The organism is Brucella ciceri (assembly GCF_041930145.1).
Taxonomy (GTDB): Bacteria; Pseudomonadota; Alphaproteobacteria; order Rhizobiales; family Rhizobiaceae; genus Brucella; species Brucella intermedia.
Map to the genome: position 1 here is coordinate 1 of NZ_JBHEEV010000016.1, position 14,810 is coordinate 14,810.

A 14,810-nucleotide genomic window follows, 5' to 3' on the forward strand; every position below is an offset into this window, starting at 1 on the left:
GGAAGTGCGGCAACGCATGCAGCTTACCGGTACTAATAGCTCGATCGACTTGATCACTCCCATTTACAATATCCATCGAACGAAGTTCGATGAAGGCAATATGGCAGTAGGGCAATAAGGCAATATGTTGCCTAAAGCCCTTAACCATCGCCTGCACAGAAAGACAAAGCACAAAGGCAAAGGACAGGCGCAGACCAAACATACTGCCCTATTCCCCTACTGCCTTACTCCTGAACCAGCTTCTCATTTGTGTTCTTCGCCGACCTGGTGGTTATGGCGGAGCGGCTGCACCCGATCCCATTCCGAACTCGGCCGTGAAACGCTCCAGCGCCAATGGTACTTCATCTTAAGATGCGGGAGAGTAGGTCGCTGCCAGGTCTGCTAAGCACACAAATCAATCCATCTTCTCAAACCCATGCAAAACAGACCAAATCACGCCCAAAGCGCCAAAAAATACCAAAACCGGTCATAATATCGCACCCATAACGCGGGGTGGAGCAGCCCGGTAGCTCGTCAGGCTCATAACCTGAAGGCCGCAGGTTCAAATCCTGCCCCCGCAACCAAAAATAAAACTCGTCGCACAAGCGGCGGGTTTTGGCGTTTAAAGGGGCAAAATAGCCGGATAATCGCTCGCATCCGCCGCAACCCAGAAAAGGAGCAGGGGCCGCAAAGCCCCACACAAACCTTGTTTGCACCGAAAATCACTTCTGTAAGTCCAGCCACTCATCCAAGCCGATATGGCTTATATGTTCGACGCGATGGTCATTCATGAACTGGTTGAACTGCTTCTCTTCCGTGTGGTGATGTTTAAAGCCACATTTCGCCTGGGCTTTGAAGGATTGCTCGTTTTCGGCGAAATAACCACACCACAGAGCCGCCATTTTCAGGTCTTCGAAGGCATGGCGCATCAGTTCCTTCACAGCTTCCGGAATAAGGCCCTTTCCCCAGAAGGGGACACCGATCCAGTAGGCAACCTCTGCTTCATTGGCGGCGATATCAAAATTACTGTCCTTGCCGATCAGTAATCCCACCATGCCGATGGCGACATTGTCCTCTTTCAGGGTGACGGCATAGACTTCCGGATGCGAAAACACGGTCCGGATAATTTCCAGACTTTCTTCCTCACTCTGGTGAACTGGCCAGCCGGCAATCGGTCCCACCCGATCATCGCTGGCATATTTATACAGGCTGGCTGCATCGCTATCTTGCCATGGCCGCATGATCAGACGTTCGGTTTCAAGCATGGTTCTTCTCATTTCTATCGAGGGTTGCTGTCCCCGGCTTTTAACGAAGGCAGGGAAAAGTTGACAATGGAAGGAACCGGGTGAAGTAGGTAATAATGAAAACAAACGGTCTTTATCTGAAGCGATTGCGCTGCAATGATGGACAAAATGAAAACAGGTTGCTCCTTGCGCCCCGCCGAAGGCGTCGAGTTCGGGATCGGGAAAGGTCGGCTCGAGGAAGACGATAACCAGCTATTGTCATTGAGCTATGTTGTGCTGCTCATTTGCCAGAATGGCTCGGCCGAATTCGAGGTGAATTTCCGAAGCTACCAGATGCAGAAAGACGATTTTCTGGTTCTTTATGACGATTCCATCGCTTCTGTGAGCAATAGATCATCTGATTTTTCCTGCTCTTATTATCTGATAGAGCGCTCCATAGCCTCGGATATTGCTTATGGATTGCCAAACGAGTTGTTTCTGTTTCTAAGCCGGCATCCGTTTTTTAAGGCCGATGAGCGTACCATTCGTTTTCTCTCGGTCTGGGAGAAGATGACCGCTTTCATTTACGAAGAGCCGCTGCAATATCAGAGAACCATTCTGGTCAATCAGTTTCAGAATCTGTTCTTGTGGCTTTCGCATAAGGCCGCCGGTTTCGATATTTCCGAGAAAAATGATTACAGCAGGCAGGAAGCGCTCTGCTGGAAATTCTGGGAGCTGATATTCCTGCATTGCAGACATCAGCGTGAAGTGTCCTTTTATGCGGGTCTCCTGAATGTGACACCTTATTATCTCTCGCAACTCACCAAGAGATTTTTTAATGATGCCCCGAAAACGTTGATCGATCGACAGGTAATACTGGAAATCAAGAAACAGTTGATGCAGCCAAAAAGGTCAATGCAGCAAATTGCACATGATCTTGAATTTGCAGATGCGTCTTACTTAAGTAAATATTTCAAACGCCATACGGGACTAGGCCCTACAGAATACCGAAAGAAGATTTCTTGAGGCCGGAGCGCATCCCGAAAACTGTGAAACGGTTCTCGAAACGCGCCCTAGAGCATTTCCAGCAAAAGTGTGAAACGTTTACGCGGGGAAATCAGTTCACTGGACTGATTTCTTATCCCGCTCCGATGCGTTGGATAATGCGACAAAACAAATAGTTAGAGCGGTTCCGGCGATTCTGTTAGAATAGGAACCGCTCTAATGGCACAGATTTCTTGTCCCTGCCGGTAGCGATGATGGAGCGAGCGCCAACTTCGATCCGCCGTTGAAACCTATTCGCGCCCTTTTGAATGCTCGCCAAGAAGCTCTTCGATATCATCGAAGATCGACTGCCATTCTTTCTGTGTCAGCTCGAACAGGTTGAAGCTTCTCAGCCAGAATGCGCCCTCATTGGCAATGAATGCCAAGCGCGCCCGCCGTCCTTCCGGCGTCGAAACATCTAGCCCGTCCCATTGCCTGCGATACCAGGCGCGGGTTTCCTCGAGATAATGGGAGTTGGGTATCAGGCTCGCCATCATGGCTGCAAACCGCGAATCGTCGTCTGCGTCGCTTTCGCGCGTCACCGCTATATGGGCCGCTATGTGTGAGATCGCGTCATTCTTATGCCGCTTGCGTGCCGCCACCTGATCGTCGAACCGGTCGCCCAGCCGTTCGATCATGGCTTTCATCAGCCCGTCTTTGTTGCCGAAGCAATATTGCACGCCGCCCTTGGTTACACCGGCGGCCTGCGCCACCGCGTCCATGGTCAGCGCAAGGATGCCGCCTTCCTCAACCAGCTTCTCGGCCATGTCGAGCACATGATCGCGGTCGATCGAGCGCGGGCGACCCGTTTTTTGCAATTTCTTACTTTCCATACGGACGGATTTATATTACGTCGGCACCTCTGACAAGTTTGAATACGACCGTATTGAAAAGGTATGAACCGATGTTGCCGCAAAATCGCTGGCTCGTTCTCGCAATTGTTTCCAGCGCGTTGTTCCTGATCGTCGTGGATATGACGGTGCTTTACACAGCCCTGCCGCGTCTTACCCATGATCTGGCGGCCAGCGCTTCGGAAAAGCTCTGGATCATGAACATCTACCCTCTGGTGGTAGCAGGTCTGCTGCCGGGCCTCGGCACGCTCGGTGACAAGCTCGGCCACAAGCGCATGTTCATGAACGGGCTGGCGGTGTTTGGCCTTGCCTCGCTCTGTGCAGCCTATTCGCCAAATCCGGAAATTCTGATTGCGGCGCGCGCATTCCTTGCCTGCGGTGCGGCCATGATGATGCCTGCCACACTTTCGATCATCCGCCTCACGTTCACCGATGAGAAAGAACGCTCGCTTGCCATCGGCATATGGGCGGCAATCGCTTCGGGTGGCGCTGCCATCGGTCCGGTCGCGGGCGGCATTCTGCTGGAATATTTCTGGTGGGGTTCGGTCTTTCTGATCAATGTGCCGGTCGTTCTGGTTGCGCTCGGGCTTTCGGCCTTCCACCTTGAAAACCGTCCGCTCGGCTCACAGCGCAAATGGGACCTGGTCGGGTCGATCCAGATCATGGTGGGGCTGATCGCGCTCACCTATGCCGTCAAGGAACTTGCAAAGCGCGATGCTTCCATGTCCATTTTTGCGGCAGCGCTCGTCATCGGCCTTGCTGCCACGACGATCTTCGTCCGCAGACAGTTTGCAAGCGCTGAACCACTGATCGATTTCTCGCTGTTCAGGACGAGACTGTTCTCGTTGGGCGTGTTTGCAGCTCTGGTCGCGTCGGGCTCGATGACCGGCATGGAACTGGTTTTCAGCCAGCGCATGCAGCTGATCGAAGGCATGACACCGCTCCAGGCGGGCCTGACCATTCTGCCTATCCCGCTGGCAGCTTTCGTTGCGGGGCCGCTTGCGGGCGCAATGTTGCCGCGCTTCGGTGCGGGCAAGGTGCTCTGGATATCGCTCGGCGTTACGGCGCTCGGGGTGATGATCTACATCCTCACCTACCGGATCTCGGCGCACTTCTATCTGGCGGGGCTTGCCGTCCTTGGCTTTGGCGTCGGCTGTGCGATGACCGGCGCATCATCCTCGATCATGGGAAGCGCGCCTGCCGAAAAAGCGGGGATGGCCGCTTCGGTGGAGGAAGTCTCGTTCGAGCTTGGCAATGCTCTGGGCGTAACGATCTTCGGCAGTATCCTGTCAGCGTTCTATACGGCGAGCCTCGTTCTGCCAGCCGGTTCAGGCATTCCTCCTGTTGTCCGCGACAGCCTTGATGAGGCGCTGCTTGCAGCGCAATCGATGGCCGCCGCTGACGCCCGTGCGTTGACCACGCTCGCTTCGCAGGCGTTCGAGAATGCCTATGTCGCTGTCGTGGTGGCAACGGCATTGCTGCTGTTCGCTGCTACCGTTGCTACCTATCTGGTTCAGCGTCGCACCAGACAGAAAAGCCTTTGCTGATTGAAGCATTCATCAGCCCGGGCGCGGAGAGCCGCCTCTTCACGCAATCACATTTCTGCACTATTCATGCGTGCAACGGTGGTTGGGAGGCGGCCCTTCATGAACACAGCAAGCGATGCGCGTTTCTGGGATCGGACATCGCGGAAATATGCCATGGGCAAGATCGCGGATCAGATCGGCTATGAGCGCACGCTGGACCGGACCCGGGCTTTGCTTGGTGCAAGCGACAAGGTGGTGGAACTGGGCTGCGGAACAGGAACGACAGCGCTTAAGCTTGCCGGTGCTGTTCAGCATTATCTAGCGACAGATTTTTCTGCCGGAATGATCGCGATTGCCAACGAAAAGCTTGCCGCTGCCCCGGTCCCGGCTCTCTCCTTCCGAACGGCGACTGCGCAGGCGCTTGCCTCAGAGGCGGCACGGTTCAACGTGGTTCTTGGTTTCAACTATCTCCATCTGGTTCGTGACCTGTCGGACACGCTGCGCTCGATCCACACTTTGCTTGAGCCGGGAGGCTTGTTCATTTCCAAGACGCCTTGCGTGGGCGACATGAACCCGCTCATCCGGCTGGCATTGCCCGCGATGCGCCTGATCGGCAAGGCGCCCTATGCGGGCGTCTTCCCGGCGACGGAACTGAGCCAGCAAATATCTGCGGCGGGCTTCGATATCCTTGCCGTTGAACGCCACGCCGCGAGGGGCAACGATAATCGCCCCTATATCGTGGCGCGCAAGAGGTGACATGAGCGGACGAGACTGCTGGAAGCCAGCCACGCCCGGCATTCCATGTCCAGCATTTGCCGAGCCCATGTCCCTCGTTCCCCGGCTTATGGTTGCGTTTCAGCAGAGAGCTCAACGGCATGTGACTGAAGCGAAATCAGCCATGTGACCGCGAGAAATGCGACCATCGCCCAGGGAAGATAGCCTGCGCCCAAACCGCCGAGAACAAGGCCGCCGATCAGTCCCCCTGCGGCAATGGCGAGATTCCAGAAGGTGACGAGCATTGCTTGCGCCACGTCCGCCGCGCTGCCGGCAGCTTTGGCGAGCGCTGTCTGAAGCAGCGTTGGAACGCCGCCAAAAATCAGTCCCCACAGGCCGGCGGTGGCAAGAACGATCAGCGGCGAGGTGTTCCAGACCCCGAAGGCGATGGCGCAGACGGCAACAACGATGATGCTGCCTTGCATCATTGGCCACAGCTTGCGGTCGATGTACGTGCCGACGACCCAGAGACCGGCAATTCCCGCAATGCCGAAGATGAAGAGCACCATGTCGGCGCGGGCCGACAGGCCGGAAAGGCTCAGGAACGGCGACACATAGGTGTAAAGGATATTATGTGCGATCACGAATGCCAGCGTCATGCCGAGTATCTTCAGCACGCCCGGTATGCGCAGTGTATCCGGCACGGAAAACCGCTGTTCCTGCTTCTGTCCGGGAAGGTCCGGCACGATGAAGTGGATCATGATGGCGAGGGCAAGCGCGAGAAGGCTCATCAATCCGAAAGCGAGCCGCCATCCGGCCAGCGCACCGATAAATGTGCCTGCCGGAACGCCGAAGGAAAATGCCAGCGGCGCGCTGATGCCGACAATGGCAATCGCACGTCCGGCAAGATGCGATGGCGCAAGCCGGGCTGCATAGCCAACAAGCCACGCCCACACCAGGCCGGCGGATATTCCGGCGCAGAACCGGGCGATGAGCATCAGCGCGAAGCTGTTGGAAAGGGCGGTTACGGCATTCACCACCGCGAAGCCGACGATCGCCATGAGCAGAAGCGGGCGACGGCGCAGTTTTTGCGTGAAAGTGATGAGCGGAATGGCGGTGAGAAACGAGCCTGCGGCGTAAACGGATATCATCTGCCCCGCCAGACTGTCGGTAATGCCGAGGCTGGGGCTGATCTGTTGAAGAAGGCCAGCGGGCATGACTTCGGTCATGAGCGTGATGACGCCCGCCATGGCGAGGGCCAGCAGCGCCCCGACGGGCAGCCTTTCCGTGCTTTGTCGAGGGGTGGAGGTGGATGTCATGGAGCAAAATCCTATTGGTAAATCGGGTTGGGGAAATTGCTCAATCTCGCCAATCAAGAAAAGTAGGCTATAATTCCAAATACTTTTGACATTTATGTCGGGCATGGAGGCTCAGAGGATGGACAGTCTTGGCGCATTGCGCGCTTTCGTGCAGGCAGCCGAAACCGGAGGTTTCACGGAGGCGGGGCGTCGGTTGAGCATTTCGCCGTCTGCTGTAAGCAAGGCAGTGGTGCGGCTGGAGGAACGGTTCGGCACAAGGCTGTTCCATCGTTCCACCCGCAGCATTTCGCTGACGCCGGAAGGCGTGAAGTTTCTCGACCGATGCCACCGCATCCTGTGTGAATTCGAGATGGCCGAAAGTGAATTGTCGCAGACCTGTCAGGAACTGAGCGGCAGGCTCCGCGTCAGCCTGCCGTCGCTGGGCGCATTGTTCCTGCCGGCCATTGCGGTTTTCGCGCGCCACCACCCGCAAATAGAACTGGAACTCGACTTTACCGATCGGCTTGTGGACGTGATCGAGGAGGGGTTCGATGCCGTGATCCGTACAGGCCATCAGGGCGATTCCCGTTTGATGGCCCGCAAGCTCGGCTCCTATCGCCGGGCGGTCGTTGCCTCTCCGGATTATCTGCGCAGGAATGGTGTGCCGGAAAAGCCGGAGGATCTGGCGCGCCATTCGTGCCTGGTTTACCGCTTCCCCACGACCGGCAAGCTCGACCGCTGGCGTTTCAGAAGGCAAGATGAAATCTTCGAAGCCGACCTGACCGCCCGCATGGTGCTGAATTCACTGGAGCCGCAAATATCCCTGGCGGAGCAAGGCATCGGCCTTGTTTCCATCCCGGATCTGAGCGTACGCCCCCAATTGGCGAACGGGACACTGGTCAGCGTTCTCGAGGATTATCTCGATATTCCCACGCCCTTGCAGGTCATGTGGCCGTCGAGCCGCCATCTCTCGCCGAAACTGCGGGCGTTCGTCGATTTTCTTGCCACGGACAACTCATGGCGAAGCGGTCCGGTCCCGAACGACGGGGCCAATGGAGCGGACAAAATGACAGGCAGAGAATGAACGCGAATGTTATTACCGCTGATATCCGATATACGGACTGGCTGATCAGCCATGACCCGCACGTGCCTGCGCACTGGGTGAAGCGCTGTCTTTCCGCTGGCGAGTATATCATTACTCTTACCGATGCGGAGCCTGCCGGATTTCTTCGCTACAGCTGGTTTTGGGGTGTTATCCCCTACATGGATATGATCTGGGTCATTCCCCAATACCGGCGGCGCGGCATTGGCGGATTGCTGTTCCAGCGCTGGGAAACCGCGATGCGGGAACAACAGGCCACGCAATTGATGACATCGAGTGTTGCCGACGAGAAGGAACCTCAGCAATTTCACCGGAGCAATGGCTTTCGCGAGGCCGGAGCCATTTCCTTTGGAAAGTTTCAGCCCCAATCCGAGGTCTTTCTGATCAAGGACCTCTGATTATGCGTTTTCCAGAGCAGTCCTGAGCCCAATGGCAGGTGAGTGAGCCTTTGCCTAACGTCGAACCTACCGGCGGAAGGACATTCGGTATTCGCGCGGGGACATGCCGCGCAACCGTCTGAACTGCCGGTTGAAATTGGCGAGGGAAGCGTAGCCGACTTCGGCGGCTATGTGCTGGATGGGCTGGTTCGTACCCGAAAGCCGCGAGCAGGATTCGCCGATCCGCAAGGCGATCACATATTCGGAGACGCTCATCTGAGTGTGCCGCTGGAACAGGCGATGCAGGCCCGAAATGCTGAGGAACGCGATTTCGGCAAGCTCCTCCATGCGCAGGGGCGCGTGATAGTGCTTATGGATATGCACGAGTACCCGGTCGATCCTTGAGCGGTCGCCCACATGCTGCTGGGGAATGACGGACGAAAGTGGCTGTCTCGTGCGCTCCTCCGCGAGCTTTGCCAGTATCGTCAGCAGGCCGATCAGCCGCTGCGCCGGCGGATGCAGGAACAGCGCCTCGAAATCCGCCGACAGGCGACGACCGAGCGCCGGATCAAACGCCAGAGCCGTGCCGGCGTCGGATATCAGGCGACGGATGGGAGCCAGCTCCACCGATCCCCCCGTCAGGCCATCTATCCATTCCCTTCGAAACCAGAAGACAAGCGCCACGTGCGGTTTTGTCTCGTCGAGTTTTTCGCGCGAGGCCCATGTGTGCGGCAGATCGGGGCCAATGAGGACGAGATCGCCATGGTCGTATTCGGCGACGTGGTTTCCGATGAAGCGCTGGCCGCGGGAATTGAGCGTCAGCGTCAATTCAAACTCGGGATGATGATGCCATTCGAAGGGGATCGCATCGTCGAGACGCCGATTGAGCATGCTCCAGGAAGCGTCCGGCGATGCGGGCAAATGTTCAAGAAGTGGCTTCATGTTGCCTTGGGGTACAGGTTCGACGCTGGAATAGTATCAGTTTTGTCCATTTGGGCGCAACATGGCGCGCGGGAAACCATTAGCTTTCCTGCATCCCCGGTTCCGGGCAAGCATATGATGGGAGAACGATATGCAGGACACCACAATGACCAAGCGCGACAGCCATCCGACCGCAGCCGCGACGATCCAGTTGAAGGACATCAGGAAGAACCTGCCGCTGCGCGTCCTGTCAAAGGCCGATTGGGAACATTGGACGACAAGGGGATATGTCATCGTCCGTCAGGCCGTCCCGGCGGCCAATGTTGCGCGTCTTGTCGATCTGCTCTGGGAATTCGACGAAAAGGACCCGAAAGACCCTTCAACCTGGTATGCGCCGCAGCGGCGCGAGCACAAGATGAAGGAGCTCAACAATACCGGGATGCTGGAAATCTACAATCACCAGTATCTTTGGGACAATCGTATGGAGCAGCGTGTCTATGACGTCTTTGTCGATATATGGGACAGGGAGGACCTCTGGGTCACCATCGACCGGGCCAACCTCAATCCGCCAAAGAAGATCAAGGGCAACCCGCACGGCTTCATTCATTGGGACGTGGACACTTCGATCCGGCCTCTGCCAATCGGCGTGCAGGGTGTGCTTAGCCTGCAGAAGCAGGATGGCGATGTGGGCGGTTTCCAGTGCGTGCCCTATCTGTTCGAGCATTTCGAGGAATGGGTGAAAACACAGCCGGACGACCGCGACCCCATGCATCCCGACATGACCGGGCTCGAAGTGGTCAATATCGACATGGAGCCAGGCGACCTGATGATCTTCAATTCGCTGCTGGCGCATGGCGTCAGGCCGAACCATTCCGACAACCGGGTGCGCATGGCGCAATATATCTCCATGCACCCTGCCGAATGGGAAAACGAGACCGAACGACTGGAACGCATCCGGCTCTGGCGGGAGCGCGATCATCCAAGGCGCGACGCTTTTCCCGGTGATCCGCGCGAATGGGAAAAACACAACGCCGAGACAGTCGCGCTGACCCTGCTTGGCGAGAAACTGCTGGGGTTGAAGCGCTGGTGAGAAAACCCGCACGTCAGCATCGCGCCCTCACGGCGCCTGCGACACTGGCTGAACCTGAAGCGCGGTGCCTGCGGGCGCCGCGCTTCTTCGCGCGGTTGCTTACAGCCGTGCGTCCCATTTCCAATCCCGGATTTCCGGCATGTCTTCGCCATGTTCCCGCACGTAACGTTTGTGAAGAACCAGCTTTTCCTCGAACGTGGCGATCAAAGGACCCGCCACGTCATTGCCGATTGGCAGCCGCCTGACAGCCGCCATGGCCAGATGAAACCGGTCCAGTTCGTTCAGCACCGTCATGTCGAAAGGCGTGGTCGTGGTTCCCTGTTCGATAAAGCCGTGCACGTGGAAATTGGAATGGTTGGTGCGTTTATAGACCAGCCGGTGAATGAGATAGGGATAACCGTGGTAAGCAAAGATGACGGGCCGGTTGGTCGTGAAGATGCGGTCGAACTCGTCGTCGGCAATGCCGTGCGGATGGTGTTGCGGTGATTGCAGAACCATCAGGTCCACGACATTGACGACGCGGATGCGCAGATGCGGCAGGGACTGGCGCAGGAGAGAAACAGCGGCGAGAACTTCCATCGTTGGCACATCACCCGCGCAGGCCATCACGATGTCGGGTTCCAGACCGTCCTCGGTTCCGGCCCAGTCCCATATGCCGAGACCGGCTTCGCAATGGCGCACGGCCTCGTCTATCGACAGCCATTGCGGTTCAGGCTGTTTTCCCGCCACGATGACGTTGATGCGATCCCAGGTTTTAAGGCAGTGATCGGCAACCCACAGCAGCGTGTTGGCGTCCGGGGGAAAATAGACGCGGATGATATCGGCGCTCTTATTGGCCACCAGATCGACAAAGCCCGGGTCCTGATGGGAAAAGCCGTTATGATCCTGACGCCAGACATGAGAGGTCAGAAGATAGTTGAGCGATGAAATCGGTTTTCGCCATTTCAGTTCGCGCGCGACCTGCAACCATTTTGCATGCTGGTTGAACATGGAATCGACAATATGGATGAAGGCTTCGTAGCAGGAGAAAAACCCGTGCCTTCCGGTCAGCAGATAGCCCTCCAGCCAGGCCTGACACAGATTCTCGCTCAATACTTCCATGATGCGGCCATCGGCCGACAGATGGTCGTCTATGTCTAAGGTTTCAGCCATCCACACGCGGTCGCTGGCATCGAAGACCGCGCCGAGACGGTTTGAAGCGGTCTCATCGGGACCGAAGACACGGAAATTCTTCTCCCGCTCGTTCAGCTTCAGCACGTCGCGCAGATATTCACCGAGTATTTTGGTGGATTGCCCTTCCAGCGCTCCCGGTTCGGTGACCTCGACGGCATATTGCCGGAAGTCGGGCGTGTGCAGTTCCTTGCGAAGCAAGCCGCCATTTGCATGCGGGCCGGCCCCCATGCGCCGTTCGCCCTGCGGCGCGAGCGCGCGCAGTTCGGGCTTCAGCGCACCTTTTTCGTCAAACAGGTCCTCCGGGTCATAGCTTTTCATCCAGTTTTCAAGAATTTTGCGATGCGCATCATTTTCGCGGCAATTAGCGACGGGAACCTGATGCGATCGCCAGTAATTCTCTACGATCAGCCCGTCGACCTCCTTCGGGCCGGTCCAACCTTTCGGGCTTCGCAGAATGATCATGGGCCAGCGGGGGCGCTCCGGTGATTTCACATCGGCACTTCGCTTTATCGTCTCGACCCGGGCGAAGATCGCATCGAGGGTTGCTGCCATCTGTTGGTGCATGGCCTCGGGTTCGCTGCCCTCGACGAAGAACGGCTCATAGCCATAGCCCCTGAAGAGACTGGTGAGGTCGTCATCGGAAAGGCGGGCGAGGATGGTGGGATTTGCGATTTTATAGCCGTTCAGATGAAGGATCGGCAGCACGGCGCCGTCGCGTGCGGGATTGAGAAACTTGTTGGAATGCCACGAGGCGGCAAGGGTTCCCGTTTCCGCCTCTCCATCGCCGACCACACAGGCGACCACCAGATCAGGATTGTCGAAAGCGGCGCCATAGGCGTGCACAAGCGCATATCCCAGCTCGCCGCCCTCATGGATCGAGCCCGGGGTTTCCGGCGCGACATGGCTTGGTATGCCGCCGGGAAAGGAAAACTGCCGGAACAGTTTGCGCATTCCTGCCTCATCCTCGCTCACGCCCGGATAGATTTCAGAATAGGAACCTTCCAGATAGGTGTTCGCTACCATGCCCGGTCCACCGTGCCCCGGCCCGCATATGTAGATTATGTTGGCATTTCTTTCCCGAATGATGCGATTGAGGTGCGCGTAAATGAAATTCAGGCCGGGCGTCGTCCCCCAGTGGCCGAGCAGTCGTGGCTTGATATGCTCAGGTTCCAGCGGTTTGCGCAGCAGGGGATTGTCCATCAGGTAGATCTGCCCCACCGAAAGATAGTTCGCCGCTTTCCAGTAGCGATCGATCAGCGCGAGCTGCTGAGGTGCCAGGGGGCCTTGGGCCGGTGCTTTGGTCATTCTCTGTCTCCTTCGCGGATGGTTACGCAGATGCGGCGGGCGCTGTAACTGCGGGGTTCCGAAGAGCGTCCAGCGTTTCGGCGGCGATAATCTGTTCCTCGTCGGTAGCAAACACGAAGGCCGCTGCCGGCGAGGTTGGGCGCGTGATCCGGAAAGCATTGTTTTTGTTGGCGGCAGCGTCGATTTCAAAACCAAGCCAGGAAAGACGCTCGCAGACCGCCTCTCGGATTGCGGGCTGGTGCTCCCCGATACCGGCGGTGAAGATCAAGGCATCCAGTCCGCCGAGCGTCGCGGCGAGCCTGCATATTTCACCGGCAATGCGCGCGGTGAAAATGTCGATGGCTTCCCGGGCACGGGCATCATCGCTTGCGAGCAGGTCGCGTGTATCGCTGCTTATCCCGGACAATCCGAGAAGGCCGGAGCGATGATAAAGCAGGTCGGCAAGCGCATCCGCCTGCATGTTTTCCTGCTGCAACAAATGAAGGAGAACGCCGGGATCGATGGTTCCGCAACGGGTCGCCATCGGAATGCCGTCAAGCGTGGAAAAGCTCATGCTGGTGTCGACGCTTTTGCCGCCGTCCATGGCGCACAGGCTTGCCCCGCTTCCCAGATGTGCGGCGACGATCCTCCCGCCAGCAAGCTCCGGCACTCGTCGGGAAAAGTTCGCGATGATGGATTTGTAGGACAAGCCGTGAAAGCCATATCGCTTTATTCCGCGTTCGTGGAGGGCGATGGGAACCGCAAAACGCCTGATCTTGTCCGGTATGGTCTGGTGGAAGGCGGTATCGAAGGAGGCCGCCTGCGGAAGATGGGGGAGGAGTTTCCGGACGGCCTTTATCAGAGCTGTGCTTTTGGGCTGGTGGAGCGGCGCGTAAATGGAAAGGCTCTCGATGGCTTCGATATGTTTGTCGTCTAACAAGACCGGCCCGGCGAATTGATCCCCGCCAAAGACGACGCGGTGACCGACGCCGAGAATGTTGCCGGGGCTGATATGATCGGACAATCGTGCGAACAGTTCTTCCAGAATGCTGACGATATTCCCGGCATCCGCAGATGCCAGGGCAATGTCGAGGTTCCCGCTTTCACCGCGCAATCGAAAGGTCACGGGAGATTCGTTCAGATCAATCTCGCCCCGCGCCCGTTTTCGGAGTTGCTGTCCGTCAAAGGCGAAGGTGCCGATCTTGACGGTCGACGAACCGGCATTGAACGTAACAAGCTGCTTGTGCACGCGCGGCCACTCCCTTGTTCGGGGCTGATGCGTAACAAGATAGGGGATTGTTTCGGGCTGGCGATATGTCCGGCGCAGAACATCAGGCTGATTCCGGCACGTCCGATCGGCACGCGCCTAGCTGCACAGATGCGCGATCAAGACACGCTGAAACTTTCTGTTACAACTTTATAGGGAACAAAACCGCTTCATCTTCATTTACTTCGAGCGTTTGTCCGGGAATCACCGGATGATTTGCTGTGTCCAGGTTTCCGATCGTCCTAAGTCGGGAGTTTGGGGGCATATCGATTTTTCAACGATTGGAGTTCGTGATGGGGATTTTCGACAAGATTAAGAACGCCATTTGGGGAGAGGCGCAGGCTGCAACGCCTTCCACGGAAACCGCTGCTTCGCCAGCGCCGACGCCAACCGCATCGCCGAGCGCTGCCGCTCCGGCACAGTCGGCACCCGCTGCTGCGGGCAGCGTCGACGTAGGCGCTATTCTTGATGCCGCCGTTGCCAAAAGCGGCCAGAAGCTCAACTGGAAGACTTCGATCGTCGATCTGATGAAGGCTCTTGGCCTCGACAGCAGCCTGGAGCACCGCAAGGAACTTGCCAAGGAACTGGGCTATACCGGTGACACGGGTGATTCCGCGACCATGAATGTCTGGCTGCACAAGCAGGTCATTCAGAAACTGAAGGATAACGGCGGCAAGGTGCCCGCCGGACTGTAATCAGGAGGGTTCTCGATGGGAAGCGCAGGAATAGGCTGGATTGCGGCAATCATCATCGGCGGTCTGGCCGGCTGGATTGCCTCCAATTTCATGAACAGCAATACCGGGATATTCATGAATATCATTCTCGGTATCATCGGCGCAGCCGTAGCGAGTTTTATCTTCGGATTGCTCGGTGTTTCGTTCGGCGGCTGGCTGGGCTATCTGATCGCGGGCTTCATCGGCGCCTGTATATTGATATGGGCTGGTCGATTGATAAGTTAGGA

Annotated in this window: 15 protein-coding genes, 1 tRNA gene and 1 rRNA gene; 10 read left to right on the forward strand and 7 right to left on the reverse strand. The window is 57.1% G+C overall.

Features of this window, described 5'->3' with window-relative positions; translation table 11 throughout:
- Window positions 1-202, reverse strand: a 202-nt coding sequence (locus tag JNC63_RS20535) for a hypothetical protein (protein WP_374846730.1), incomplete at its 3' end; no start/stop codon positions are given.
- A 61-nt stretch (window positions 203-263) separates the two neighbouring features.
- On the opposite strand from JNC63_RS20535, the gene rrf reads away from it, so the two are divergent.
- Window positions 264-378, forward strand: a 5S ribosomal RNA gene (gene rrf, locus JNC63_RS20540).
- A 108-nt stretch (window positions 379-486) separates the two neighbouring features.
- Window positions 487-563, forward strand: a tRNA-Met gene (locus JNC63_RS20545).
- Window positions 564-701: 138 nt separating this feature from the next.
- Here JNC63_RS20545 and JNC63_RS20550 read toward each other — a convergent pair.
- A complete protein-coding gene (locus tag JNC63_RS20550; RefSeq protein ID WP_006471833.1) occupies window positions 702-1,244 on the reverse strand; it encodes a GNAT family N-acetyltransferase in 543 nt (180 codons plus the stop codon).
- 135 nt (window positions 1,245-1,379) lie between these two features.
- On the opposite strand from JNC63_RS20550, the gene JNC63_RS20555 reads away from it, so the two are divergent.
- Entirely contained in the window at window positions 1,380-2,228 is an 849-nt protein-coding gene (locus tag JNC63_RS20555; RefSeq protein WP_006470042.1) for a helix-turn-helix domain-containing protein, read from the forward strand.
- 269 nt (window positions 2,229-2,497) lie between these two features.
- On the opposite strand, the gene JNC63_RS20560 is transcribed toward JNC63_RS20555, so the two are convergent.
- Entirely contained in the window at window positions 2,498-3,064 is a 567-nt protein-coding gene (locus tag JNC63_RS20560; RefSeq protein WP_006471834.1) for a TetR/AcrR family transcriptional regulator, read from the reverse strand.
- An 86-nt stretch (window positions 3,065-3,150) separates the two neighbouring features.
- Here JNC63_RS20560 and JNC63_RS20565 point away from each other — a divergent pair, with 86 nt between their 5' ends.
- Entirely contained in the window at window positions 3,151-4,644 is a 1,494-nt protein-coding gene (locus tag JNC63_RS20565) for an MFS transporter (protein ID WP_021585687.1), read from the forward strand.
- Window positions 4,645-4,743: 99 nt separating this feature from the next.
- Window positions 4,744-5,379 carry a class I SAM-dependent methyltransferase gene (locus JNC63_RS20570; protein ID WP_006471837.1) on the forward strand — a complete coding sequence of 212 codons (636 nt, stop codon included), beginning with the start codon at window positions 4,744-4,746 and terminating at the stop codon, window positions 5,377-5,379.
- Window positions 5,380-5,465: 86 nt separating this feature from the next.
- Here JNC63_RS20570 and JNC63_RS20575 read toward each other — a convergent pair whose 3' ends face one another.
- Window positions 5,466-6,656, reverse strand: coding sequence for an MFS transporter (locus JNC63_RS20575; RefSeq protein ID WP_100652508.1), 1,191 nt, complete (start codon window positions 6,654-6,656; stop codon window positions 5,466-5,468).
- A gap of 118 nt (window positions 6,657-6,774) precedes the next feature.
- On the opposite strand from JNC63_RS20575, the gene JNC63_RS20580 reads away from it, so the two are divergent.
- Entirely contained in the window at window positions 6,775-7,719 is a 945-nt protein-coding gene (locus tag JNC63_RS20580) for a LysR family transcriptional regulator (protein ID WP_006471840.1), read from the forward strand.
- Window positions 7,716-8,135 carry a GNAT family N-acetyltransferase gene (locus JNC63_RS20585; protein ID WP_006470047.1) on the forward strand — a complete coding sequence of 140 codons (420 nt, stop codon included), beginning with the start codon at window positions 7,716-7,718 and terminating at the stop codon, window positions 8,133-8,135. The genes JNC63_RS20580 and JNC63_RS20585 overlap by 4 nt, the downstream gene beginning before the upstream one ends.
- A gap of 66 nt (window positions 8,136-8,201) precedes the next feature.
- Here JNC63_RS20585 and JNC63_RS20590 read toward each other — a convergent pair whose 3' ends face one another.
- A complete protein-coding gene (locus JNC63_RS20590; protein ID WP_006471841.1) occupies window positions 8,202-9,056 on the reverse strand; it encodes a helix-turn-helix domain-containing protein in 855 nt (284 codons plus the stop codon).
- 130 nt (window positions 9,057-9,186) lie between these two features.
- On the opposite strand from JNC63_RS20590, the gene JNC63_RS20595 reads away from it, so the two are divergent.
- A complete protein-coding gene (locus JNC63_RS20595; protein WP_006470048.1) occupies window positions 9,187-10,125 on the forward strand; it encodes a phytanoyl-CoA dioxygenase family protein in 939 nt (312 codons plus the stop codon).
- A 99-nt stretch (window positions 10,126-10,224) separates the two neighbouring features.
- Here the strand turns inward: JNC63_RS20595 and JNC63_RS20600 are convergent, their stop codons facing one another.
- Together JNC63_RS20600 and JNC63_RS20605 are read right to left on the reverse strand one after the other, a co-directional pair.
- On the reverse strand, window positions 10,225-12,603 hold the full coding sequence (locus JNC63_RS20600) for a phosphoketolase family protein (RefSeq protein ID WP_374846732.1): 2,379 nt from the start codon (window positions 12,601-12,603) through the stop codon (window positions 10,225-10,227).
- A 22-nt stretch (window positions 12,604-12,625) separates the two neighbouring features.
- Complete coding sequence (locus JNC63_RS20605; protein ID WP_006470050.1) at window positions 12,626-13,831, reverse strand: acetate/propionate family kinase; 1,206 nt, start codon at window positions 13,829-13,831, stop codon at window positions 12,626-12,628.
- 311 nt (window positions 13,832-14,142) lie between these two features.
- Here JNC63_RS20605 and JNC63_RS20610 point away from each other — a divergent pair, with 311 nt between their 5' ends.
- Complete coding sequence (locus JNC63_RS20610; protein ID WP_006471843.1) at window positions 14,143-14,544, forward strand: DUF3597 domain-containing protein; 402 nt, start codon at window positions 14,143-14,145, stop codon at window positions 14,542-14,544.
- Between the two features lie 15 nt (window positions 14,545-14,559).
- Window positions 14,560-14,808: a GlsB/YeaQ/YmgE family stress response membrane protein gene (locus JNC63_RS20615; protein ID WP_006470053.1), complete on the forward strand. Its 249-nt coding sequence runs from the start codon at window positions 14,560-14,562 to the stop codon at window positions 14,806-14,808.
- The last annotated feature ends 2 nt before the right edge of the window (window positions 14,809-14,810 follow it).

Coding starts and splice junctions, on each gene's coding strand:
- JNC63_RS20550 (WP_006471833.1), bottom strand. CDS start 1,244: ATGCTTGAAACCGAACGTCTGATCATGCGGCCATGGCAAGATAGCGAT.
- JNC63_RS20555 (WP_006470042.1), top strand. CDS start 1,380: ATGATGGACAAAATGAAAACAGGTTGCTCCTTGCGCCCCGCCGAAGGC.
- JNC63_RS20565 (WP_021585687.1), top strand. CDS start 3,151: ATGTTGCCGCAAAATCGCTGGCTCGTTCTCGCAATTGTTTCCAGCGCG.
- JNC63_RS20570 (WP_006471837.1), top strand. CDS start 4,744: ATGAACACAGCAAGCGATGCGCGTTTCTGGGATCGGACATCGCGGAAA.
- JNC63_RS20575 (WP_100652508.1), bottom strand. CDS start 6,656: ATGACATCCACCTCCACCCCTCGACAAAGCACGGAAAGGCTGCCCGTC.
- JNC63_RS20580 (WP_006471840.1), top strand. CDS start 6,775: ATGGACAGTCTTGGCGCATTGCGCGCTTTCGTGCAGGCAGCCGAAACC.
- JNC63_RS20585 (WP_006470047.1), top strand. CDS start 7,716: ATGAACGCGAATGTTATTACCGCTGATATCCGATATACGGACTGGCTG.
- JNC63_RS20590 (WP_006471841.1), bottom strand. CDS start 9,056: ATGAAGCCACTTCTTGAACATTTGCCCGCATCGCCGGACGCTTCCTGG.
- JNC63_RS20595 (WP_006470048.1), top strand. CDS start 9,187: ATGCAGGACACCACAATGACCAAGCGCGACAGCCATCCGACCGCAGCC.
- JNC63_RS20600 (WP_374846732.1), bottom strand. CDS start 12,603: ATGACCAAAGCACCGGCCCAAGGCCCCCTGGCACCTCAGCAGCTCGCG.
- JNC63_RS20610 (WP_006471843.1), top strand. CDS start 14,143: ATGGGGATTTTCGACAAGATTAAGAACGCCATTTGGGGAGAGGCGCAG.
- JNC63_RS20615 (WP_006470053.1), top strand. CDS start 14,560: ATGGGAAGCGCAGGAATAGGCTGGATTGCGGCAATCATCATCGGCGGT.